17 protein-coding genes are annotated in these 22,964 nt (G+C 65.2%); 9 read left to right on the top strand and 8 right to left on the bottom strand.

Features of this window, described 5'->3' with window-relative positions:
- Positions 1-95: 95 nt before the first annotated feature.
- Positions 96-3,260: a S8 family serine peptidase gene (locus AC3RCG_RS04270; protein ID WP_492404079.1), complete on the bottom strand. Its 3,165-nt coding sequence runs from the start codon at positions 3,258-3,260 to the stop codon at positions 96-98.
- 1 nt (position 3,261) lies between these two features.
- On the bottom strand, positions 3,262-4,077 hold the full coding sequence (locus AC3RCG_RS04265) for an NF038120 family PEP-CTERM protein (protein WP_409027315.1): 816 nt from the start codon (positions 4,075-4,077) through the stop codon (positions 3,262-3,264).
- A gap of 441 nt (positions 4,078-4,518) precedes the next feature.
- On the opposite strand from AC3RCG_RS04265, the gene AC3RCG_RS04260 reads away from it, so the two are divergent.
- Both AC3RCG_RS04260 and AC3RCG_RS04255 read left to right on the top strand, forming a co-directional pair.
- Positions 4,519-5,430, top strand: a complete 912-nt coding sequence (locus AC3RCG_RS04260; protein ID WP_492404081.1) for a histidine kinase — start codon at positions 4,519-4,521, stop codon at positions 5,428-5,430.
- Between the two features lie 8 nt (positions 5,431-5,438).
- Entirely contained in the window at positions 5,439-6,086 is a 648-nt protein-coding gene (locus AC3RCG_RS04255; RefSeq protein ID WP_492404083.1) for a response regulator, read from the top strand.
- Here the strand turns inward: AC3RCG_RS04255 and AC3RCG_RS04250 are convergent.
- Together AC3RCG_RS04250 and AC3RCG_RS04245 are read right to left on the bottom strand one after the other, a co-directional pair.
- Positions 6,083-8,572 (bottom strand): TonB-dependent receptor, encoded by a 2,490-nt coding sequence (locus tag AC3RCG_RS04250; RefSeq protein WP_492404085.1) that lies wholly within the window; start codon positions 8,570-8,572, stop codon positions 6,083-6,085. The genes AC3RCG_RS04255 and AC3RCG_RS04250 overlap by 4 nt on opposite strands.
- A 106-nt stretch (positions 8,573-8,678) precedes the next feature.
- Complete coding sequence (locus AC3RCG_RS04245; RefSeq protein ID WP_492404087.1) at positions 8,679-9,140, bottom strand: Lrp/AsnC family transcriptional regulator; 462 nt, start codon at positions 9,138-9,140, stop codon at positions 8,679-8,681.
- Between the two features lie 99 nt (positions 9,141-9,239).
- Here AC3RCG_RS04245 and ilvB point away from each other — a divergent pair, with 99 nt between their 5' ends.
- Positions 9,240-10,988, top strand: a complete 1,749-nt coding sequence (gene ilvB, locus AC3RCG_RS04240) for a biosynthetic-type acetolactate synthase large subunit (protein ID WP_492404089.1) — start codon at positions 9,240-9,242, stop codon at positions 10,986-10,988.
- A 267-nt stretch (positions 10,989-11,255) separates the two neighbouring features.
- Here ilvB and AC3RCG_RS04235 read toward each other — a convergent pair whose 3' ends face one another.
- The gene (locus AC3RCG_RS04235; protein WP_492404091.1) at positions 11,256-12,113 is read right to left on the bottom strand and encodes a helix-turn-helix domain-containing protein; all 858 of its coding nucleotides are present in this window, start codon (positions 12,111-12,113) and stop codon (positions 11,256-11,258) included.
- A 135-nt stretch (positions 12,114-12,248) separates the two neighbouring features.
- On the opposite strand from AC3RCG_RS04235, the gene AC3RCG_RS04230 reads away from it, so the two are divergent.
- From AC3RCG_RS04230 to bamE, 5 genes are read left to right on the top strand one after another with little or no spacing between them, the layout of a single operon-like run.
- Positions 12,249-13,688 carry a cytochrome P450 gene (locus AC3RCG_RS04230; protein WP_492404093.1) on the top strand — a complete coding sequence of 480 codons (1,440 nt, stop codon included), beginning with the start codon at positions 12,249-12,251 and terminating at the stop codon, positions 13,686-13,688.
- 35 nt (positions 13,689-13,723) lie between these two features.
- Entirely contained in the window at positions 13,724-14,185 is a 462-nt protein-coding gene (locus AC3RCG_RS04225; protein ID WP_492404095.1) for a GNAT family N-acetyltransferase, read from the top strand.
- Complete coding sequence (locus AC3RCG_RS04220; protein ID WP_492404097.1) at positions 14,182-14,541, top strand: nucleotide pyrophosphohydrolase; 360 nt, start codon at positions 14,182-14,184, stop codon at positions 14,539-14,541. Before AC3RCG_RS04225 ends, AC3RCG_RS04220 begins: the two co-directional genes overlap by 4 nt.
- A gap of 49 nt (positions 14,542-14,590) precedes the next feature.
- The gene (locus AC3RCG_RS04215) at positions 14,591-15,388 is read left to right on the top strand and encodes a hypothetical protein (protein WP_492404099.1); all 798 of its coding nucleotides are present in this window, start codon (positions 14,591-14,593) and stop codon (positions 15,386-15,388) included.
- Positions 15,385-15,693, top strand: coding sequence for an outer membrane protein assembly factor BamE domain-containing protein (gene bamE, locus AC3RCG_RS04210; RefSeq protein ID WP_230506525.1), 309 nt, complete (start codon positions 15,385-15,387; stop codon positions 15,691-15,693). Before AC3RCG_RS04215 ends, bamE begins: the two co-directional genes overlap by 4 nt.
- Positions 15,694-15,788: 95 nt before the next feature.
- On the opposite strand, the gene AC3RCG_RS04205 is transcribed toward bamE, so the two are convergent.
- From AC3RCG_RS04205 to AC3RCG_RS04195, 3 genes are all read right to left on the bottom strand, one after another.
- The gene (locus tag AC3RCG_RS04205) at positions 15,789-17,444 is read right to left on the bottom strand and encodes a methyl-accepting chemotaxis protein (protein WP_492404101.1); all 1,656 of its coding nucleotides are present in this window, start codon (positions 17,442-17,444) and stop codon (positions 15,789-15,791) included.
- Between the two features lie 441 nt (positions 17,445-17,885).
- On the bottom strand, positions 17,886-20,039 hold the full coding sequence (locus tag AC3RCG_RS04200) for a DEAD/DEAH box helicase (protein WP_070217721.1): 2,154 nt from the start codon (positions 20,037-20,039) through the stop codon (positions 17,886-17,888).
- A gap of 200 nt (positions 20,040-20,239) precedes the next feature.
- Positions 20,240-21,121 (bottom strand): alpha/beta fold hydrolase, encoded by an 882-nt coding sequence (locus AC3RCG_RS04195; protein WP_492404104.1) that lies wholly within the window; start codon positions 21,119-21,121, stop codon positions 20,240-20,242.
- Positions 21,122-21,256: 135 nt separating this feature from the next.
- Here AC3RCG_RS04195 and AC3RCG_RS04190 point away from each other — a divergent pair, with 135 nt between their 5' ends.
- Complete coding sequence (locus tag AC3RCG_RS04190; protein ID WP_492404106.1) at positions 21,257-22,873, top strand: M28 family peptidase; 1,617 nt, start codon at positions 21,257-21,259, stop codon at positions 22,871-22,873.
- The last annotated feature ends 91 nt before the right edge of the window (positions 22,874-22,964 follow it).

Below are 22,964 nucleotides of genomic sequence, written 5' to 3'. Positions count from 1 at the left end.
GTTACCGCCATGCAAGTGCTATTCCTCCCGAACGGGGGGGTGCATAAAAAAAAGGCGTGCCAGGAGGCACGCCTTGCGTTCACGAAAAGAACGGTTTATTCAGCCAGCACCGGCCTGGCGGCGCGCGCGTTCTGGAACAGCGGCACGGGATCGTTGGTATTGACCTCGACCACCGTGACGCCCTGCACCACGCCAGCGACCTGGTAGCCGACGGCGCCCAGGTGACGCTTGCCTTCGGCCAGGTTGGACCAGCTCAGAGAGACCGTCGCCGTGCCGCCCGTGTAGGCCGTGCCCGGCATCAGCGCCTTGAAGTTGCCGTTGTTCAAGCCCGGCGCTAGCACCCACGACGACAGGGTGTAGTCGGCCTGGCCGTTTTGCGGCGCAAAGCCGATCACGCACACCTTGTACGTGCCGGCGGCCGGCAGGCGCAGTTCCACCTGCTCATTGGAACTTTCATTGCCGCTGCTGCCGACCAGTACATTGGCGGCGTTGTAGACCTCCATGTCCATGTCGGTATTCGCGCCGCCCGTCGTTTCCGCGTCGTAGGTGGCAAAGCGCGCCGCCAGGGTGCCGGCCGGGATCACCACGTTGTGCACGTTCACACCCGTGGCGCCGCCCGCCTTGCAGGCAGCCGATGCGGCAGCGCCCGTCGTCGCCTGGCCGATCGTGCGCGTCTGGCGCACGGCTTCGACGAGACCCGACTTGACACCGACCAGCGCACCCGAGAAGCCCGTGCCCAGGGTCAGCACCTTGCTGCCCGTGGCCGCTTCGCTGCTGACCAGCGGAATGGCGGCCAGCGAAGTGCCGCGCGCCGTCAGCGGGCTGCGCACCGTGTGCGTGCCATCCGTCCAGCTCAGGGCGCCGTAGGTCCAGGTATTGGCCGGCGCCGTGGTGCGCGTCAGCTTGACCTGGTACTGCGCCTTGGCGCCCGGCGCCAGGCTCAGGCTCGTTGGCGTCACCGCCACCGTGTAGCCGGGCAGGCTGGCCGAGACGTTGTAGACGGCGCTGCTGGCACCCACGTTGGTCACCGTGCGCGTCAGCACTTGCGTGCCCAGTACGTTGGCCGCCGTCAGTGACGCCAGGTTCAGGTTGTAGGCGGGAATGGTGCCGACGGCCTGGCAGGTGGCGGGACTGTAGACCTTCAGGTTCAGGCCGCACAAGAAACGCGCATAGTCGATTTCCGACACGTCGTACACGAGGCCGGGATCGGCGGCGCCGTTCGGCGCGATGTGGCCGGCGCCCTGGCCCCACGGCAACTGGCCCGAGTTCTTCGCCGTGGCATCCCACGACACGGAACCGTTCAAGCCATCGGGATACGTGCTGAACGCCGTCGTCATCAGCGCCGACTTGATGGCCGCGGGCGACCAGCTCGGATGCTGCTGCTTGAGCAGCGCCGCCACGCCGGCCACGTGCGGACTGGCCATCGAGGTGCCGGAATAGAAATCCCACTCCGCTGCTGGCGCCACACCACCGGCGGCCACGGCATCGCGCTGCGCCGGCGTCAGGTCGGCCGTCACGCCGGCCAGGATGTTGGTGCCGGGCGCCGACAGGTCGGGTTTCAGGATGTTCGCGTTGGCCACGTTCGGCCCGCGCGAGGAGCGGTCGCTGACGATCGGCGCCTGCACCGTGGTGTCGGCGATGGTGTGGATTTCGCCCAATGCCGCCGTGCCGTCCGGATTGGCCGCCATGAAAGCCTTCAGCGCGTCGCCCTGCGCCTGCGCCAGGTGCACCGTCGACAGCACGTGCGCCTGATTGATGATGGTATTGGCGCCGCCGGCCACGTTGGCGATGACCACGCCCGCCGCGCCCGCCGTCTTGGCATTCGCGCTCTTGTTGACCAGCACATTGCCGCCGCGGTCGCACACGAGTATCTTGCCCGCCACTTTCGCCGGGTCCAGATAAGCCGGTGCGGCATCGGCCGCGCCGAAGCAGCGCAGCAGATTGACGTCCGTCGGCGGCACGCCGGCCAGGCCCGCGTCGCGCGAGCGGATCAGCGGCAGCGCCGGCGTCTTCGCGTTGCTCGATGCGCCTTCCAGCTTGCTGCCGTTGCTGAGGATGACGTTGCCCGCGTACAGGCGGTTGTGGGTGGAATTGGCCACCGTTGCCAGCCAGGGGCTGATGTGCGAGACGGGCGCCGGCACGTCGGGCGCCGGCGTGGATGGACCGGAATTGCCGCCGGAGGTGGCGACAAACACGCCGGCCGCCGCCGCGCCAAGGAAGGCGACTTCCGTCGGTTCGTCGAAGGCGCCGCCGCCCGCGTTCGGGCCGATGGAGAAGTTAATGACGTTGACGCCATCCTTGACCGCCTGGTCGATGGCGGCCACGCTGTCGGCCGTGGCGCAGCCGTTGCGGCCCGTCGACGCGGCCGTCCAGCAGACTTTATAGGCGGCGATACGGGCACGCGGCGCCATGCCCGAGGCCTTGCCCAGCGACACGCCGTTCGAGGTGGCGATGGCGCCATTGTTGCCGCCGGCCGTGGAGGCCGTGTGCGTGCCATGGCCGCCGTGCCCCGTCAGGCCGGCGACGGAATCGCGCGGCGACAGGAATTCCGTCCAGTGCAGCGCCGCCGTGGAAGCGCGGTAGTAGCGCGCGCCGATCAGCTTGTTGTTGCAATTCTCGGCGGAGAATCCTTCGCCCGTCTGGCACGTGCCTTGCCAGCTGGCCGGCGGCGCGCCGTACACGACATTGCTGCCGCTGTGGCTGGGCACGCCGTTTTCGTCGAGGCGGTCGGCAAAGGCCGTGTTCTCGGGCCAGATGCCGCTGTCGACGATGCCGATGACGATGTCTTCGCCCGCGTGCGCCTTGCCGCCCAGCTGCTCCCACAGGCCGCCCGGCTTGTCCAGGCCCAGGAAGCTGGGCGTGTAAGTGGTGTCGAGCTGCAGGATGGAGTCGGCGCTGATGCTGGCCACGCCGCTGTTTTTCTTCAGGGCCCGCACTTCATCGTCCGTCAGCAAGGCGGAAAAGCCGTTGAAGACGACGCTGTACTGGTGCGTGATTTCAGCCGCGCTGACGGTGCCGGCCACGGCGGCCTGCTTGCTGTCGAGGTAGCTCAAATAGGCCTGCACGTCGGCGGCGCCCACATTGATGCGCGCGCCCGGGGCCGGCTTGGTGGCGGCCAGGCCGTCAACCTGGCCCGTATAGGTGGCGGCCGGCTTGTCGACCAGCTGCACGATGTAGGAACGGCGTTCCTGCGCCTGCGCCGTTTGCGCCAGGCTGGCGGCCAGCAGGAGGATGGCGAGTGAAACGGGACGTAACTTCATCTCACGCTCCTTGCACGGTGAACGCGGCGACCTTGCCGCTGCGGCGGCGCGACAGCATGCCGATGGCGCCCAGGCCGGCCAGCAGCAGCATGTAGGTCGACGGTTCCGGCACGGCGCTGACGTTGATATTGTCGAGCGCAAACTGGCCCTGGTTAAAGGCGGGGAAATCGATGGAATTGCTGCACACGCCAGTGTCATTGAAAATGCAGGCGTTGAAGGTCAGGCCCGTGAACGCATAGTTGCTGAAACCGCCCAGCAGGGAAGCGCCCTGGAAATGGTAATTGCCATCGCTGCCCTGGCCGGGAAACGCCAGCGAGGTGCTGACCACCTGGCCGTTGCTGAGTGTACCGCTCAGCTGCAGTTCGCCCCACTGCATGTTGGGCAAGCCGGAGACGGGCGCGATGAAGGAATAGTCGAATCCGGCCAGGCTGAACGCCTGGCGGTCGGCACGCGCGAAATTCACGCCGCCATCGTTGAGGATGGCCAGGTAGTTGCCGGTGGCGCCCTGCGGGCAGGCGGCGATATCGCACGACGAACCCGCGCGGCCATCGAGGATGGCGCCCACGCCGCTGACGCCGCCGCCGGCCGCCGTGGTCGGGTCGGCCAGGAACCGCAGGTTGTAGCTCGACGTATTGAGCGTCTGGCCGCTTTCATACACGTCGGGACGCAAATTATCGAAGGTCAGGACATCGGCCATGGCCGGCGCCGAGACCAGCACGGACACGGCGGCCAGCGCGGCCAGGACGGTGGTGCGGCCGCGGGTAGCGGGCGGATAAACGGTGGCGGGTGATACCCGCGCATGTGATGGACGATTCATTCTATTCCCTTGTTTGTTGTGGATAGATAGGTCGGCAGGTCTGGTGCCCGCTTTCAGCTTTTTCACAAAAGTGTCAACAAATATAGCAAATCGCATAAAACAAATATCATATTTTTAATATCATTTATTTATTTTTTATCTAAGCCTGCGAAACTTTGTTTTGTTTTATCTATGAAAGTTTGAGTAAGCTCAACGTTACATTGGAACAACAATGCATCGCACTGCAGGCGTGCGCGCCAGCGTGCCGGCGCGACTTCAGATAAGCTCGAAAACCGTGCCTGCGGCCAGCGCAAGCGCCCACCGTCACATCGCGGTACACCTGTTCCATCCTGGAACAGTCATCTCCTCCCCTGCCCCGCATGACGCGCCCCCAGAGGCCCCTGCGCCGATGGCATGAAGCTTGCACAACAAAGAGATCGACCGTGCTCAGGGAGCAGCATCATGGAACACTACCAACTGGCCGGCAGCGGCCGCGCAGGCACGCGGCCGGCCCGGCGCATCCTCGTGTGCTGCGCGCTGGCACTGGCTTTTTTCCTGCTGGCCGCCAGGCTGGACCTGGCCGAACGGCTGATGCACGCGCTCTGGCGCCAGGAACGCTGGCAACTCGATGAACTGGCCCTGAGCCTGTTGCTGCTGGCGCTGACGCTGGCCGGCTTTGCCGTGCGGCGCGGACGCCAGGTGGCGCTGCTGCTGGCGCAAAACCGCGCCCTCACGCAGCGCCTGCTGCGCGCGCAGGAAGAGGAGCGCTGCGCGCTGGCGCGCGAGCTGCACGATGAAGTGGGACAGGACTGCACGGCCATCCGCGCCGCCGCCAGCTACATCCTGCGCGCGCGCGACGGCGACCAGGCGAACGTGCAGGCCTGCGCGGCCAGCATCGCCCGCTCGTCGGAAGCGCTGCATGCGATGGTGCGCACGATGCTGCGCCGGCTGCGTCCGCCCGTGCTCGACAGCCTGGGATTGGCGCCGGCCCTGCAGGCGCTGTGCGACAGCTGGGCCCAGCAGCACGGCATCGCCTGCCATTTCGCGCCGCACGCCGTCCCCGCCAGCCTCGACGACTGCACCGCCACCGCCGTCTACCGCCTGGTGCAGGAAGGCTTGACGAACGTGGCGCGCCACGCGGGCGCCGACCGTGCCACGGTGGAATTGCGCGCCGATGCGCACGGCGTGCTGCACCTGGCCATCGAAGACAATGGCCAGGGTTTTGGTCCGGATAGAACGCCAGCAGATGGCTTCGGCATGCTGGGCATGCGCGAAAGAGTGGCCGGCCTGCGCGGCCATATCCGCTGGATCAGCGCGCTGGGCAACGGCTTGCGCATCGAAGTGGTGATGCCGCTGGCGGCCGGTGCGGCATGAACGCGGCCATGACCCCGATCCGCGTGATGCTGGTCGACGACCACCCGGTGGTGCGCACGGGCTACCGGCGGCTGCTGGAACAGGGCGGCGACATCGCCGTCGTGGCCGAGGCCGGCAATGGCGAAACGGCGTATGGCCTGCACCAGGAGCACGCGCCCGACGTCTGCGTGACGGATTTGTCCATGCCCGGCATCGGCGGCCTGGAATTGCTGCGCAAGCTGCTCGCGCGCGACGCAGGCGCGCGCGTGCTCGTGTTTACCATGCACGACACGCCGCAGCTGATCGCGCGTGCGTTGGACGGCGGCGCCTGCGGCTTCGTCAGCAAGCAGGCCGACCCGGAACACCTGGTCGACGCCGTGCGCGCCGCCCACGCGGGCCGCCGCTACCTCGATCCGCACAGCGCACCGGGCGTGCTGCACGGTACGGCCCGCATGGAAGCGGACCGTTTGAGCAGCCTGAGCCAGCGCGAATTCGAAATCTTCCGCCTGCTGGCCGAAGGGCGCAGCGCCGCCGACTGCGCCCGCCTGCTGCACCTGAGCAGCAAGACGGTGGCCAACCACCAGACCTGCATCAAGGAAAAACTCGACGTGCCCGGCCCCGCCGCCCTCGTGCACATGGCCTTACGCAATGGCGTCATCGAGCATATCCTCCCTTAAAACGCGTAGCGCAGACCCGCATTCACGCTGCGCGGTGCGCCGGCCGCATAGAACGTCGCATTGACCATCGGATAGTCGCCGTTCACGGCGGGCAGCGGGCGGGCGGCAAAATTGCCGCTGGCGTCGAAGCCCGTGGCGCCCAGTTGCGCCGCCGTCGCGTACTGGCGGTCGAACAGGTTATTCACCTGGGCGAACACGCTGAGCCGTGGCGTCAGCTGAACCTTGCCGTTCAGCTCGACCACGGCGTAGCCGCCGCTCTTGCCGGAACCCAGGTATGCCGGGCCGCCCGCCTGGTGCCGGTTGTTCTCGTTGCCGCGCGCGTAGGCACTCGATACGGCCGTCATGGCCAGGCCCACCGTCCAGTCGCGTCCGCCCTGAACATCCACGTGCGCCTTGAAGATATGGCTCGGTGTCAGCGGAATGCGGTTGCCGGGCGTGATGACGATATTGCCTTCCAGGCCGGGCGCCTGCGCATCGCTGCTGCTGTTGGCGCTGCCGTTGACGAGCTCGCGGCTTTGATACGTCGCCTGCAGCCACGTGTAGTTGACGCCGAAGTCCAGCGCACCGACCTTGCCACCCGCCGCCAGCTCCACGCCCTGGTGGCGCGTCTTGCCGAAATTCTTGAAGTAGCCGAAACCGGCCTGATTGTTGGCCACGAACAGGATATCGTCGTGGTTTTCCGCGCGGAACACGCCCGCGCTCCAGCGGGCCACGTCGGCGAGCTTGCCGCGCAGGCCCGCTTCCCACGTCTTGGTGACGACCTGTTTCAAGGGCGGGTCGCCCGCCATGGCGTTGGGCAGGCGGCAGGGATTGTCCGGGTCGGCGCAGCCGAGTTCGATGGCCGTCGGCGTGCGGCTGCCTTCGTTGTAGCCGAGATAGGCGCCCACGCCCTTCTCCGGCGCATAAGCGAGGCCGATGGCGGGATTGAAGCGGCTGAAACGGTGGTCGCCATCGAGCGAACCGCTGCCGCCGCCGGGCGTGATGGCGTCGCGGTTGCGCACGGTGCTGCGGTTGTAGCGGCCGGAGATGGTCAGGGTCAATGCTTGATTCAGCGCCATGCTGTCGCTCGCATACACGCTCCACGTGCGCATGCGCCCGCTCAAGTCGACGCGGTTATCGACGGGCGTGCCGTCGTCGTCGATTTCCGTACCGTCGGCAAAGAAGTCGACGGGCGTGATGCTGCGGTCCGGGTTCAGATAGCCGAACTGGCTGGTCTGGCGAAACGTGGCGTGGCTGGCATCGAAGGCGGCGCCGACCGTGACGGCGTGGCGCTGCCCGGCCAGGTCGGCCAGCGCCGTGAACTGACCCGACAAACCATAGTTTTCCTGCTGCGTATGGCTGCGGTTGAGCATGCCGTTGCATTTTTCGGCCGGTTCATCGTTCAGCAGCACGTTGCCGATGCAGCGCCACTTCGGGAAAGGCGTATTCGACGCGTTCGCCCCGCTGGCGGGAAAGCCCGTGTAGCCGGCCGCCGCCAGGGCCGCCCGCTCGGCCGCGCCGGGCTGGTAGACGGACTGGTCGAGCGACTCGTCGTTCAAGTCGCCATTGAACGTGTGCGTGTCGATCTTGCGGTAGTACACATTGCCGGACAAGAGCAAGCCAGCGCCGGCCTGGTGCTTGCCCGTCACATTCAGCAGGGTCGACCTGTTTTCCGTCAAATCGGGCTTGGTGTAGACGCTGCGGTAATCGCGCGCCAGCAGGCGCTGCTCCTGCAAGCCGTTGCCCGTCAGCGCATTGTCCGCGTGGGCCACGGTGACGGCGATGTCCGTGCGCGCATCGCTCCAGCCCAGCTTGCCGAAGATCTGGCGCACGTCGGACGGGGAATCATCGCGCCAGCCGTCTTCCTTGAAGCGGTTGCCCGTCACGTACCAGTGCCAGCCGCTGGCATGGCTGCCGCCATGCTCGAATTCGACGGCGCGCCGCTGATGCGAACCCAGGCGCGCCTCGACGGCTGTGCCGGGATTGCTCTTGCCATCCTTGGTCTGCAGGGCCAGCGCGCCGCCCAGGGTATTCAGGCCGAACAGGGGGTTCGAGCCTGGCATCAGGGTCAGCGAGGCGATGGCCATGCGCGGGATCAAATCCCAGCTGACGACATCGCCAAACGGCTGGTTCAGCCGCATGCCGTCGAGGTACACGGAAAGTCCTTGCGGCGTGCCCAGCAGGGGCGAGGCCGTGTAGCCGCGGTAGCTGACGTCGGGCTGGAAGGGGTTGTTCTGCACCTCGTTCACATAGACGCTGCCCAGGTTGCGGCGCAGGAAGGCGGAAATGTCGAGCGCGCCGCTGCCGGTGATCTGCTGCGCGCTGGCCGTCTGCACGGGCGCGGCAAAGGCATCGCGCGGCCGCTCCACGGTGGGCAGCGGCATGCTGCCCGTGATAATGACGGTGGGCAAATCGTACGCCGGCTCCAGGTTGGCAGGATGGGCAAGCTCGGCGGCTTGCGCCTGGCACAGCGCCATGGCGGCGGCCGCGAATAAGGTCAGTCTCATGCAGGTCCCCGATTTATCGTGTTTTTTATTACTGCCCAGTATCGGACAGCCACCGGGGGATGGCCTAGGGAAAAACTCCCGCCGTGCTGGGAAGGGATAACAAAAGTCAGCGCTGCAAGGGAAGATAGCTTTGCTTGAGCTGGCGCAAGACAAAACTCGATTTGCTGTGGCGGATACCGGGAATTTTATACAGGCGCTCGCGCAGCAGCCGTTCATAGTCGCGCGTGTCGCTCACGGCGATGCGCAGGTAGTAGTCGTAGTCGCCGGACACAAGAAACGCTTCCAGCACTTCCGGGATCATGGCCAGCGCGTGGCCGAATTCAAACAGGGCCTGGTCGGAATGGTCGTCCAGGGTGACTTGCACGATGACGGTATCGGCCAATCCCACCTTGGCCGCGTTGACGTTCACCGTATAACCCTCGATGACGCCATCGTCTTCCATGCGCTTGATGCGCGCCCAGCATGGCGACGAGGTCAGGCCCACCTTGGCGCTCAGGTCGTGCAGGCTGATACGGGCGTCCTGCTGCAGGGCCCTCAGGATGGCGAGGTCGAATTTGTCGAGCTTCATTCTGTTAATTCCTTATTTCACAGCAAATTTTGCTGAATACTGCATTCTATACGAGAAAACCAGCAGCCTTTTCTGCCGCATCAGGCAGAAAATAAGGCCATGAAACCCGATCCCGCTCCCCTCCTTGCTCACGCATCCCACAACGGCGCCAGCACCCTGATCGACACCCTGCTGGCGCTGGGCGTCGATACCGTCTTCGGCTATCCGGGCGGCGCCGTGCTGCCCCTGTACGACGCGCTGCACGCCCAGCCCCGCCTGCGCCATATTCTCGTGCGCCACGAACAGGCGGCCGTGCACGCGGCCGAAGGTTACGCACGTAGCACGGGCCGGCCCGGCGTCGTCTTCGTCACGTCCGGCCCCGGCATGAGCAATACCACCACGGGCTTGCTCGACGCCCTGTGCGATTCGATACCCGTCATCTGCATCAGCGGCCAGGTGGCTACCACCAGCATCGGCACGAATGCCTTCCAGGAATGCGACGCGCTGGGCATTTCGCGCCCCGTCACCAAGTGGAACCGGCAAATCCGCGCGGCAGAGGAAACGGCGGCCGTCGTGCGCGAGGCGTATGCGCAAGCCACGCAAGGCCGGCCCGGCCCTGTGCTGGTCGACTTTCCCAAGGATCTGCAGCTGGCACCGGTGCAGGAAGCGACGGTGCTGGCCCCTGCCACGCCGGCCCCGGTGCCGATGCCGGCAGCCTCCGATCTTGAACGGGCCGCCAGCCTGATCGCCGCCGCGCGCCAGCCCGTGTTCTATGGCGGCGGAGGCCTCGTCAATTCCGGCCCGGAGGCCTGCGCCGCGTTTCAACAACTGGTGAAACTGGCGGCCGCGCCGTGCACCCTGACCTTATTGGGCCTGGGCGCCTTTCCCGCCTCGCATCCGGCCTTCCTGGGCATGCTGGGCATGCACGGCACGCTGGAAGCGAACCTGGCCATGCACCATGCAGACCTGATCGTCTGCGTGGGCGCCCGCTTCGACGACCGGGTGACGGGACGTCTCGATGCCTTCTGTCCCGGCGCGAAAATCATCCACGTCGATATCGACCCGGCGTCGATCGGCAAGGTGGTGCGCGCCGACGTGGCCCTGCGCGGCGACTGCGCGCCCGTGCTGGCGGCTCTGCTGGTGCAGCTGCGCGGGCGATTGCTGGCGGACCGCCAGCCGTGGTGGCAGCGCATCGACGGCTGGCGCACGCAGGACTCGCTGGCGTTCGACGACACGCCCGACGTCATCGCGCCGCAGGCGCTGATGCGGCGGCTGCAGGCGGCGCTCGACAGCATGGACAGCGGCGACGCCATCGTCTCCACCGACGTGGGCCAGCACCAGATGTGGGCGGCGCAGCATCTGCGCTTCGAGCAGCCGCGCCGCTGGCTGACCTCGGGCGGCGCCGGCACCATGGGCTATGGCTTGCCGGCCGCCATCGGCGCGCAGATCGCCCACCCGGACAAGTGCGTCGTGTGCGTCAGCGGCGACGCCTCGATCCTGATGAATATCCAGGAACTGGCCACGGCCGTGCAGCACCGCCTGCCCGTGAAAGTGGTGCTGTCGAACAATGGCTACATGGGCATGGTGCGCCAGTGGCAGGAACTGATACACGGCGGGCGCTACAGCCACAGCTACACCGAAGCGCTGCCCGACTTCGTCGCCCTGGCGCGCGCATTCGGCTGGCAGGCGCACACGGTGAGCCGGCGCGAAGACCTCGACGGGGCACTGGCGGCCTGCCTGGCGTCCGAAGGCCCGTACTTCCTCGACGTGCGCGTGCACGGCGCGGAAAACTGCTTCCCCATGATGGCCCCCGGCGCGGGGCACCATGAAGTGACCTTATCCAAGGGCAAGGTGTACAAGGAACGGTAGGTGGGATGAGCGGCGGGACGCCGCGTAATCCGACACCACCACCGGCCTCGCCAACGATGTGGTCGGATTACGCTCTACGAGCTAATCCGACCTACGCCAGCTTTCCCATGATGGCGCCCGGCACGAGGCGCCATGAAGCTGCCTTATAAGGGCAAAATGTACAGCGGCCGGTAGGTCGGATTAGCGGGGCAACGCCTCGCGTAATCCGACACCACCACCGGCCGCGCCAACGATGTGGTCGGATTACGCTCTACGAGCTCATCCGACCTACGCCCATATCCGGTAGATCCAGTAGCTTTCATCTTCTTTCATGGCGCGCGCCAGTTCCGTGGGACTCAAGCCCGTGATTTCGCGCGTCTCGCGGCAGAAATGCGCCTGGTCGGCGTAGCCGCCGCTGGCGGCGACGTCGGACCATGACGCCGTGCCCTGCAGGATGGCGCCGCGCTCGTCGAGGAACAGCTGTTCCGCGCGGCGCATGCGGCGCAAGGTGCGCATGGGCTGGCCGGCCCAGGCCTTGATGCGGCGCTCGATGTTGCGCGCGCTGCTGGCCAGGCCCGTCGATGCGGCCTGCACGCCCAGCCGGCGCACCCAGTCTTGCACGGCGCCGGCCGGTTGGTCGCCATTCTTGCGCGCCAGCAGCCAGCGCGGCGCCAGAAAATCCTCCACCAGCCTGACGCGGACCGCGTCGTCCGGCGCGGCCAGCACGGCGTCGGACAGGGACAGCCAGTCGGCATCGAACAGCGCGCCGAGGGGGCGGAACTGGTCCAGCAAGGCATCCATCGATATGCCCGTCAACGCATGCAGGGCGGCCGGATAAAACATCACGACAAACGAGTGCACGGGACCGGGGTTGTAGCTGACCAGCGGATACGAACGGGGGCCGCCGAACAGCGCGGGCGGCATGCGCACGTCCGCCAGCGACAGGCCCGGCGCGGCCGCTTCCACGTCGCCGGCGACGGTCCAGACGATGCTGCACATGGGCGCGGCGGGAAACCGGTTCAGGCGCTGCGCCGGCGGCAAGGGCGCGCAGCCCGTGGTGTCGCGCACGAGGATGGCGCGCACGCAGGAAGCGAGCGCGGCGCGCGGGGAGATCAAACGGGTCAGGGGCTTAGGGGCGGCTGGCATGGCGACGATTGTACCGGCAATTTCTGGCCGCGCACGATGTCGTATTCGTTCAATACAAACGGGCCGCAATCGCGTAGAGTGTGGCCATTATTGCAAGCAATCCTCGTACTTTTACCGTATCGACAGGAGATGTTCATGCCGCCACTCGACCACGCCGCCCCCGCCGTCGCCACGCCCCTGCGCCAGATCCGCCGCCTGCCGGGGCCCTTCGCCTTGCCCATCGTCGGCAACAGCCTGCAGCTCAAACTCACGCGCATCCACCGCGACGTGGAACAATGGGTACAGCGCTACGGCCCCTTCATGCGCGCCTGGTTCGGCCGCACCCTGGTACTGGTGGTGGCCGACAGCGAGGCCGTCGGCGCCGTGCTGCGCGACCGGCCCGACGGTTTTCGCCGCCCCCTGAGCAGTTCGGTGGTCTCCGACGAAATGGGCGGCGTGCCCGGCCTGTTCCTGGCCGAGGGCACGGAGTGGCGCAATCAGCGCCGCATGGTCATGGCCGGCATGGCGCCGGGCGCCATCAAGGCCTACTTCCCCGCGCTGGTGACGGTGGCGCAGCGCCTGCAGCGGCGCTGGCATCTGGCCGCCACGCAAGGCCAGGCGATCGACCTCGATGGCGACCTGAAACGCTACACGGTCGACATCATCGCCGGCCTGGCCTTCGGCACGGAAGTCAATACGCTCGAATCGGGCGAAGACGTGATCCAGCGCCACATGGACGACATCCTGCCCGCCGTGGCGCGGCGCAGCCTGTCCATGTTCCCGTACTGGCGCTATGTCAAGCTGCCCATCGACCGCCGGCTGGACCGCGACGTGGCGGCCCTGTCCGCCGCCGTGGCGGACCTGGTGCAGCAGGCGCGCGCGCGCATGGCGCACGACCCGGCGCGCCGCGCGCATCCGCCCAACCTGCTCGAAGCCATGATCGCCGCCGCCGATCTGGAAGACAGCGGCGTGACGGACCGCAACGTGGCCGGCAATGTGCTGACCATGCTGCTGGCGGGCGAGGATACAACGGCCAACACGGTGTCCTGGATGATTTATTTGCTGCAATGCAATCCGCAGACTCTGGCGAAGGCGCGCGAGGAAGTGCGGCGCCTGGCGCCCGACGCGGCCCAGTTCACGATCGAGCAGATGGATAGCCTCGACTACCTGGGCGCCTGCGCCAGCGAAGCCATGCGCTTGAAGCCGGTGGCGCCCTTCCTTCCCGTCGAGGCGCTGCGCGACACGGTCATCGGCGACATCGCCGTGCCGGCCGGCACCCTCGTCTGGTGCGTGATGCGCAACGACACCGTATCGGATGCGCACTTTCCCGACCCGCTGGCCTTCCAGCCCGAGCGCTGGCTGGCGGACAGCGGCGAGGCCAACAACAAGCGCGCTTCGATGCCCTTCGGCGCCGGCTTGCGCACGTGCCCGGGCCGCTACCTGGCCTTGCTGGAAATCAAGATTGCCATGGCCATGCTGCTGGGCAGCTTCGACATCGCCGGCGTCGACACGCCCGATGGCGGCGAGGCGCAGGAACTGATGGGGTTTGTGATGTCGCCCATCGGCCTGACGATGCGCCTGGCGCGGCCGCAGTGATACCATGGGGGAATCTCAGTCAACGTGCTTTCCCCATGCAAATTCACCTGGAATCGCCGCAGCAAGCGGACGTGCAAACCCTGATCGCCGAGCTGGATGCCTATCAACAAACGCTGTATCCGGCCGAATGCGTCTACTCGCTGGACCTGGCATCGTTGCCGCCGGAAACCCTGCTGTTTGCCGTCGCCCGCGATGCGGCAGGCGCAGCGCGCGCCTGCGGCGCCATCGTCGTCACGCCCGCTTTCGGCGAGGTCAAGCGCATGTATGTGCACCCGGACAGCCGCGGCCTGGGCCTGGCCAAGCGCCTGCTGGCCGTGCTGGAAGAGCAGGCGCTGGCGCGCGGCTGCCGCCTGCTGACCCTGGAGACGGGCATCCACCAGCCCGAGGCCATCGCCCTGTACGCGCGCCACGGCTACCAGCGGCGCGGGCCGTACGGCGACTATCCCGACGATCCGTTCAGCGTGTTCATGGAAAAACCGCTGCAGGCGGCGCCATGAGCGCCCCATCCGACAGCCTGCTCGACATCCGCGCGCGCCTGCGCGCCTTTGCCGACGAGCGCGACTGGGACCAGTTCCACACGCCGAAAAACCTGGCCATGGCCCTGTCCGTGGAAGTGGCGGAACTGGCCGAGCACTACCAGTGGCTGTCCACGGGCGCGGATGGCGAACTGGACGAAGCGAAACGCACGGGCATCCGCCACGAGCTGGCCGACGTACTGATGTATCTGGTGCGCCTGGCCGACAAGAGCGGCGTCGACCTGCATGCGGCCGTGCTGGAAAAGATGGCACTGAACGCGCAAAAATACCCGGCGCAGCAGGTACGTGGCGACGCGCGCAAATATAGCGAGTACTGATAGGCCCACCCGTGCGTGGCTGCCGCCCAAAAAGGCGTAGCATCAAGCCATGCCTACTTACCGCCCTCTTCTGCTGCCCCTGCTGGCAATGCTGTTCCATGGCACTGTTGCGCTGGCGCAAACCGCGCCAGTGCCGCAAGTCAAGGTGGACGCCACGCGCGACCCCGTCGATAAATCGTATCGCAAGATGCTGCAGGGCGTGGACCGCTTCGAGCGCGACCATGCGCTGGCGCCGCAGGCCGTGCTGCGCTTTCGTCTGCTGCCGCGCCAGCCCGGCGTGGACATGACGGGCGTGCAGCTGCGCATCGCCGGCGACACCGTCAGCATCCCCTTGCCGCTGGCCGAGGACAACAGCTTTGCCCCCGTGCGCAATGCACAGGCCGCGCGCGAGGATGCCGTGCTGATCGCCAACCGCAAGGCGACCACCATGAGCTGGCGCGCGCAGGTCATCACGCCCGGCTTGCCGCCCGGCACGCGGCGCCTGGGCGACCTGCGCCTGGAATGCCGCGCCGGCATGGATTCGGGCCTGATCTCGAACGACCCGCAAATCATCGCCTGGCTGTCCAGCATGCTCTACAGCACCGACAAGGTCTGCTCGCAGCCGGACGGCAATTATCTGTTCTTCACGGACCGGCCCCTGTTCGGCGTGACCCTCGTGCATGGGGAGCGGCGCCTGGCCCTGCCGTTCAAAATGCTGTATGCGGGCGGCGAGCAGACGCCCGCCTCGCTGCCCTATTGCGATTGCCAGGTCTTGCTTGACCGCACGTATTACGCGCCCCTGTGGGATGCCAGCTGGCCCGACAATACCCTGCTGGAATTTGACTATATGGACGAGGTGGCGCCATGAAGTGGCTGGTATTTCCCGTGCTGGCATTGCTGGCCGCCTGTTCCGGCACGCGCGCCTTGCAGGCAAGCAAGAACGTACCTTACGCTACGCTGGAACAGACGGTACACCTTGGCAGCAGCACGCGCGAACAGGTGCGCGCCGCGCTGGGCGAGAGCACGGCCATCCGTTTCGACAGCGGCAATGAAGTGTGGATGTACACCTACCCGGCCGCCTCTGGCGCGCAGGGAGAATATGTCATTTTGTTTGGCGGGGATGGGGTGGTGAAGAAGGTGCGCAGCGGGGACGTGTACCGGGTGAAGAAGTAAGAGTAACCCCACAGACAAAACCCGGGGGGAATGCTCCCAATGGGAAGCATTCCGGTCACGCAGTGACTGACCCCAGCCTTTCGCCGTTGGGGTAATTATCTTGCCTTCAGCAAGGCCCGTGCCGCCACGCCCGCGCCCGCGCTACGCCCCACGCCGGCAGCCTTGCGCTTGGGCGAGGCCTTCAATTTGAAGATACCGATCGACTGGGCCACGCTCTCGGTGCGCTGCGCCAGGCTGGTGGCGGCCGCGGCCGCCTGCTCGACCAGGGCCGCATTCTGCTGCGTGATGCCATCCATGTGGATGACGGCCTGGTTGACCTGGCCGATACCCTGGTTCTGCTCGCGCGTGGTCGAGGAAATCTCGTCCATCACTTCCGTCACGCGGGCCACCGAGGCGATCACTTCCGTCATGGTGGCGCCCGCATTGCTGGTCAGCACGCTGCCCGCATTCACGGTGGCGATCGAATGGTCGATCAGGTTTTTCACCTCTTTCGCCGCCGTGGCAGAACGCTGCGCCAGGCTGCGTACTTCGCCCGCCACGACGGCGAAGCCGCGGCCGTGCTCGCCTGCGCGCGCCGCTTCCACGGCCGCGTTCAAGGCGAGGATGTTCGTCTGGAAGGCGATGCCGTCGATCAAGCCGATGATGTCGAGAATCTTGCGCGACGACGAGCTGATCTCGTCCATCGTGGTGACCACTTCGCTGACGATGGTGCCGCCCCTGGCCGCGATAGTCGATGCCTGCACCGCCAGGTCGTTGGCCGTGGCCACGTGGTCGGCGCTGTTTTGCACGGTCGATGTCAGCTCTTCCATGCTGGCCGCCGTCTGCTCCAGGCTGGACGCCTGCGATTCCGTGCGGCTGGACAAGTCCATATTGCCCGTGGCGATTTCCGCCGTGGTGATGCGGATATCCTCGAAGTTGGCGCGCACGTCGCCGATGATGCTGTGCAAGTTGATATTGGTCTGGCGCAAGGCCGCCATCAATTGACCCATGTCATCGTCGCGCACCTTGTCGATCACGCCCGTCAAGTCGCCCCCGGCCATCTTGCGCGCCACCGTGATGGCGTCGCCCAGCGGCGCGACGATGGAGTTGTGCAGATGGGCCCAGAAATACAGCATCAGCGCCACGGCGGCGGCGGCCGCGCCGCTGAGCCAGCTGCGCGTGGCCGTGCTCGTGTCGCCGTCGATATTCCACACGGCGCAGCCAAGGATGGCCAGCACCACGCCCAAGATGATGCAATGCAGGGCGATGTCCTGCGACAGGCTCAGCTTGCGCCACTCGGCCAGCTTGGCGGCCCAGCCCTGGCGCACGACGCGGCCATTGCGGATCGCCAGGTTCGCGCTATTGCCGTCTTTAAAACTTTTATACAGAGCTGCCGCTTCGTTGATCTGCTCGCGCGTGGGCTTGGTGCGCACGGACATATAGCCGATCGGGCGGCCGTTTTCGATGACGGGTGTGATATTGGCGAAGACCCAGTAAAAGTCACCATTCTTGCAGCGGTTCTTGACCATGCCGGTCCACGGCATGCCCGTCTTGATGGTGTCCCACAGGTCGGCAAACGCTTCAGCCGGCATATCGGGATGACGCAGGATATTCTGTGGCGCACCCAGCAGTTCCATTTCTGAAAAACCGCTGACCTCAATGAAATACTGATTGGCGTAATTGATGTTTCCCTGTAAATCCGTGGTGGAAACAATCGTCATGCCTTCATTTAATACGTATTCATTTTGCGTGATAGGCGTATTGACCCGCATCGTCGCTCCTCTATTTTTATCAACTAGCATAACAAAATCATAAAAACAATATACCACATCAAGCACCCATGATATATCGCCCCGGCGGCAGTGACACTGGTCAAAAAATTTAATAAAAACCAATTCATTTATGTTTTAGAATTTACTTTGATTCAACTAGATTGATTTTATTGAATGTAAAATTCAAATTGAACGCAGACACAATAATTAATAAAAAATTATGTATCGATGCGGCAGCCAATAAATATGGTGTTTGCGCCGATAAAAAAACGCGCAAGCGCCGCAATATGCGCCGGCCCATGACGGGACCTGCCGCCAACCATAACGCCGCAACCACGAACATTTCTTGAGGGAAAATAAAAACTGGCGCGAACGCGCCAGTGGGGGAACTGTCTCCAATCCGCTACACAGGCGCCGGGGAGGCGCCTGTGCAGGGACAGCTTACTTGAATGATTTACGCGGTGGCGATTTCGGACGCGGCGGCGCAGGCTTGCGCTCCGTCGTGCCGTCATCGAGGCTGATGCGCAGTTTCTGGCCCGACACGACGACCGATTTCAGGTGGTCGAGGATTTCCGGCGGCATGCCTTCCGGCAGGTCCAGCACGCTGTAGTTGTCAAAGATATCGATGCGGCCGATATGCTTGGCTTCCAGGTTCGCTTCGTTGGCGATGGCACCCACGATGTTGCTTGGCGTCACGGCGTGCTCGCGGCCCACTTCGATGCGGTAAGCCGTCACGCCTGGACGTGGACGTTCCTTCTTCGGCGCGCGCGGTGCAGGTGCTGCGTCGCCCGCGTCCGCTGGCGCATCCTTGAACGCTGGCGCGGACTTGGCGGCGAACGGCTTGCGCGGCGCGGCTGGCGGCGCCAGGTCCGGCGCGTCGCCATCGCGGCTGATGCGCAGCTGCTGGCCCGCGACCCACACGGTCTTCAGCTGATCCAGCAATTCTTTCGGCATGCTGTCTGGCAAGTCCAGGACGCTGTAGTCGTCATAGATTTCGATGCGGCCGATGTTTTTCGAATCGATGCCCGCTTCGTTGGCGATGGCGCCCACGATATTGCCCGGTTTCACGCCATGCTGATGACCGACTTCAATACGGAAGGTCTGCATGCCGGCGTCGGCTGGGCGCTGGATGCGTTCCTTTTTCGGGAAGGCCGGGCGTTCGCTGCGCTCGTTACGGTCGAAACGGTCACCGCGTTCCGGACGGTCGTTGCGCTCAAAACGGTCCTGGCGCACAGGACGGTCGTCTTGCCACGTGGCTTGCTCGCGCGCTTTGTTCTTGTCCAGCAGCAGCGGCGTATTGCCACGCGCCATCTTCGCCAGGGCGGCGGCGATCTCGATGGCGGGAATGTTCTGTTCGCGCTCGAAATCCTCGATCAGCGACTGGAACTGCTCCAGTTCGCCCAGGGCCAAGGTTTCGCTGATCTGTTCCTTGAACTTGGCGATGCGCACGTCGTTGACGGCCTGGATCGTCGGCAATTCCAGCATGCCGATCGGCTGGCGGGTCGAGCGTTCGATGGCTTTCAACAAGTTCTTTTCACGCGGGGTGATGAACAGGATCGCTTCGCCGCTGCGGCCGGCGCGGCCCGTGCGGCCGATGCGGTGGGTATAGCTTTCCGGATCGTGCGGCACGTCGTAGTTGACGACGTGGCTGATGCGCTCGACGTCCAGGCCGCGGGCGGCCACGTCGGTTGCCACGAGGATGTCGATCTTGCCGTCTTTCAACTGCTGGATCGTGCGCTCGCGCTGAGCTTGCTGGATGTCGCCATTGATGGCGGCGGCCGAGAAGCCACGCGCTTGCAGCTTGCTGGCCAGCTCTTCCGTGCCCAGCTTGGTGCGGGCGAAGATGATCATGCCGTCAAACGCTTCCGCTTCCAGGATGCGCGTCAGCGCGTCGAGCTTGTGCATGCCCGACACCAGCCAGTAGCGCTGGCGGATGTTGTCGGCCGTGCCCGTCTTGGCGGCGACCGTCACTTCGGCCGGGTTCACCAGGTAGGTGGTGGCGATGCGCTTGATGACGGAAGGCATGGTGGCCGAGAACAGGGCCGTTTGATGGCCGTCTGGCGTTTCTTTCAAGATACGTTCGACGTCGTCGATAAAGCCCATGCGCAGCATTTCATCGGCTTCATCCAGCACCAGGGTTTTCAGCTTGGACAGGTCCAGCGAACCCTTGTCCAGGTGATCGATGACGCGGCCAGGCGTGCCGACGATGACGTGCACGCCGCGGCGCAGGGCCGACAGCTGCGGGCCGTAGCTTTGGCCGCCGTAGATCGGCAGCACGTGGAAGCCGGGAATGTGGGCGGCGTACACCTGGAACGCTTCGGCGACCTGGATGGCCAGTTCGCGCGTCGGTGCCAGGACCAGGGCTTGGGGTGAGCTTTGTTTCAGATCGATGCGCGACAGGATAGGCAAGGCGAAGGCGGCGGTTTTACCCGTGCCCGTTTGCGCCTGGCCCAGCACGTCGCGGTTGGCGAGCAATAATGGAATCGTGGCCGCCTGGATAGGCGACGGTGTTTCGTAACCGACATCCTTGAGCGCGCGAATCAGCGGCTCGCTCAGGTTAAGGTCGGAAAATAAGGAAATTGGTGTATCAGACATGAAATCACTCACAAGTTCGCTCGAATCGCCCAATGCGAAAGAGTGTATCTGCTAGTTTACTCTTTACTGGACCTTACCGGGTGGAACGAGGCGGCAGAACGCCATTTTTTGCATTCTAAAACGCAGAAAAATCGGCGATCCGCACGCAATTGGTGCAAAAACCAAGCAATATTATGTGTTTTGCAATAGATTCGGCTGTTTTACAGATGCGCCTCGATATTGCTTGCCGCATCGACCGAGTGGCGCAAGAACTCCAGCAAGTCCTCGTTCAGGCGGTCCTTGTGCGTCGTCGCCAGGCCGTGCGGCGCGCCCGCATACACAAGCAATTTGCTGCCGATGATGAGCTCAGCCGTGCGCCGCGCCGAGGCGGCGATCGGCACGATCTGGTCGTCGTCGCCATGGATCACCAGGGTCGGCACGTCGAATTTGGCCAGGTCGCCCGTGAAATCCGTCTCGGAAAATTGCTTGATGCACAGGTAGGACGCCGGCATGCCCGCCTGCATGCCTTGCCGCCAGAAGCTGTCGCGCACGCCCTGCGACGGTGTCGCGCCGGGCCGGTTGTAGCCATAAAAGGCCTCGCTCAAGTCGCGGAAGAATTGGCTGCGGTCGGCCTGCACGCCCGCGCGGATGGCGTCAAACGCGGACAGCGGCAAGCCCAGCGGGTTTTCCGTGGTTTGCAGCATCAGCGGCGGCACGGCGCCCACCAGCACGGCGCCCGCCAGGCGCTCGGTGCCATGGCGGCCGATGTAGCGCGCCACTTCGCCGCCGCCCGTCGAGTGACCGACGAGGGTGGCGCCCGTCAGGTCGAGCGCGGCTATCAGCGCGGCCAGGTCGTCGGCATAGGTATCCATGTCGTTGCCGTCGAAGGGCTGGCTGGAGCGGCCATGGCCGCGCCGGTCGTGCGCGATGACGCGGTAGCCGCGCGCGGCCAGATAAAACATCTGGTCTTCCCAGGCGTCGGACGACAATGGCCAGCCGTGGCTGAAGACGACGGGCGGGCCGCTGCCCCAGTCCTTGTAATAAATCAAGGTGCCGTCGGCGGTACGCAGAGTATTGGTTGAATGCAAGTCAGGGGTAGTCATGGAACGCTCCTTGTCGGTGGGCCAGCGGCCATTGTGGCCGCAATCGGCTTGCGCACGCCGCGCGCTACGCCAGAGCATTGCGGTAGAGTAAGATTGCCGCTGCTTTGCTTTCCCGTATTCACTTTTGGAGTTGTCATGCGCTTTCCCGTCGTCCTCGCCGCCAGCCTGTTCAGCACGGCTGCCCTCGCCCAACCGCTCGTTGCCGAAGCGCCCTTGCGCGCCCATCTGTCCTTCCTGGCCGACGATTTGCTCGAAGGACGCGGCACGGGCCAGCGCGGCGGCGACCTGGCCGTGCGCTACCTGGAAACGCAGGCGGCCGTGGCCGGCTTGCAGCCATTGAAAGATGGCAGCTACCGCCAGGCGCTGACCATCGTCGGCAGCAAGGCCTTGCCATCGAGCACAGTGACCTTCAGCGCAGGCGGCAAGACCTTGTCTCCCGCCTTCGGCAAGGACATCGTCTTTGGCGCGGCGAATGGCCAGCAGACAGTGGCGTTCGACGCGCCCGTGGTGTTTGCCGGCTACGGCATCCGCGCGCCCGAGGAACGCTGGGACGATTTCAAGGGCATCGACTTGAAGGGCAAGCTCGTCATCATGATGGTCAACGACCCGCAGCCGACCGCCGCCGAGCCAAACCGTTTTGCCGGCAAGTCCCTCACGTATTACGGCCGCTGGGTCTACAAGTACGAGGAAGCGCTGCGCCAGGGCGCCGCCGGCGTCTTGCTGATCCACACGACCGAGTCCGCTTCCTACCCGTGGTCGGTGCCCGCCAACGGTTTCGGCCATGAACGCTTCAACCTGGCCGGCGCGGGCAATGCGATGGAAGGCTGGCTGCAGGAAGATATGGCGCGCGCCCTGTTCCAGGCGGGCGGACAGGACCTGGACGCCTTGCGCGCCCAGGCCGAAACGCGCGAATTCCGCCCCGTGGCCCTGAACGCGACGGTCAGGGTGGCACTGAATAGCCAGGTGCGCAGCATCGAGCAATTCAACGTGGCCGGCATCGTGCCGGGCACGGACCCGAAGCTCAAGGACGAAGCCGTCATTTACTCGGCCCACTGGGACCATCTGGGCAAGGATGAGGAAGGCAGCGCCCGCGCAGGACAGAGCGACCATATCTACAACGGCGCCATCGACAATGCCTCGGGCGCGGCGGCCCTGCTGGCCATGGCGCAAGTGGCCGTGAAACAGCCGGCGCGGCGCACGCAGATCTTCCTGTGGCCGGCCGGCGAGGAAACGGGCATGTTGGGCAGCACGGCTTACACGCGCGCGCCCCTGTGGCCGCTGGCCAAGACGGCAGCCGACCTGAACCTCGACAGCATGAATTTCGTCGGCAAGACGCACGACATCGGCGTGGCCGGCGCCGAGCGCAGCAGCCTGTACGCAAGCGCCGCCAAGGTCGCCAAGCGCATGGGCTTGCGTTTGGCGCCGACCATCCCCGACCTGTCCGGCGCCTTTTACCGGGCCGACCATTTTGCCTTCGCCAAGGCCGGCGTGCCCGCCTTCAACGTGGGCTCGGCCGTGTTTTCCGGCGACGGCTCGTTCGACTTCGTCAAGGAGCCGACAGCGTCCAGCGAGCGTCTGGTTGCGTTCAAAAAGGATTACCACCAGGTCACCGATGAGTATCACCCGTCGTGGGACTTGTCCGGCATGGTGCAGCAGGCGCAGTTCACCCTGAATCTGGGCTACGAAGTGGCGAACGACAAGAATTTGCCGGTGTGGAACAAGGGCGAGGCGTTTGGAAAAGTGAAGCGCTGACGTCAAGCGTAGGTCGGATTAGCGGGGCATCGCCCCGCGTAATCCGACAACATTGTCAGCAGAGTTGGTGGTGTCGGATTACGCGGCGTAG

The organism is Janthinobacterium sp. GW823-FHT01H08, assembly GCF_058797855.1.
Note: the sequence above shows the minus strand (reverse complement) of the source record. Positions and strands in the feature narration are given on the sequence as shown.

Coding starts and splice junctions, on each gene's coding strand:
- AC3RCG_RS04270 (WP_492404079.1), bottom strand. CDS start 3,260: ATGAAGTTACGTCCCGTTTCACTCGCCATCCTCCTGCTGGCCGCCAGC.
- AC3RCG_RS04265 (WP_409027315.1), bottom strand. CDS start 4,077: ATGAATCGTCCATCACATGCGCGGGTATCACCCGCCACCGTTTATCCG.
- AC3RCG_RS04260 (WP_492404081.1), top strand. CDS start 4,519: ATGGAACACTACCAACTGGCCGGCAGCGGCCGCGCAGGCACGCGGCCG.
- AC3RCG_RS04255 (WP_492404083.1), top strand. CDS start 5,439: ATGACCCCGATCCGCGTGATGCTGGTCGACGACCACCCGGTGGTGCGC.
- AC3RCG_RS04250 (WP_492404085.1), bottom strand. CDS start 8,572: ATGAGACTGACCTTATTCGCGGCCGCCGCCATGGCGCTGTGCCAGGCG.
- AC3RCG_RS04245 (WP_492404087.1), bottom strand. CDS start 9,140: ATGAAGCTCGACAAATTCGACCTCGCCATCCTGAGGGCCCTGCAGCAG.
- ilvB (WP_492404089.1), top strand. CDS start 9,240: ATGAAACCCGATCCCGCTCCCCTCCTTGCTCACGCATCCCACAACGGC.
- AC3RCG_RS04235 (WP_492404091.1), bottom strand. CDS start 12,113: ATGCCAGCCGCCCCTAAGCCCCTGACCCGTTTGATCTCCCCGCGCGCC.
- AC3RCG_RS04230 (WP_492404093.1), top strand. CDS start 12,249: ATGCCGCCACTCGACCACGCCGCCCCCGCCGTCGCCACGCCCCTGCGC.
- AC3RCG_RS04225 (WP_492404095.1), top strand. CDS start 13,724: ATGCAAATTCACCTGGAATCGCCGCAGCAAGCGGACGTGCAAACCCTG.
- AC3RCG_RS04220 (WP_492404097.1), top strand. CDS start 14,182: ATGAGCGCCCCATCCGACAGCCTGCTCGACATCCGCGCGCGCCTGCGC.
- AC3RCG_RS04215 (WP_492404099.1), top strand. CDS start 14,591: ATGCCTACTTACCGCCCTCTTCTGCTGCCCCTGCTGGCAATGCTGTTC.
- bamE (WP_230506525.1), top strand. CDS start 15,385: ATGAAGTGGCTGGTATTTCCCGTGCTGGCATTGCTGGCCGCCTGTTCC.
- AC3RCG_RS04205 (WP_492404101.1), bottom strand. CDS start 17,444: ATGCGGGTCAATACGCCTATCACGCAAAATGAATACGTATTAAATGAA.
- AC3RCG_RS04200 (WP_070217721.1), bottom strand. CDS start 20,039: ATGTCTGATACACCAATTTCCTTATTTTCCGACCTTAACCTGAGCGAG.
- AC3RCG_RS04195 (WP_492404104.1), bottom strand. CDS start 21,121: ATGACTACCCCTGACTTGCATTCAACCAATACTCTGCGTACCGCCGAC.
- AC3RCG_RS04190 (WP_492404106.1), top strand. CDS start 21,257: ATGCGCTTTCCCGTCGTCCTCGCCGCCAGCCTGTTCAGCACGGCTGCC.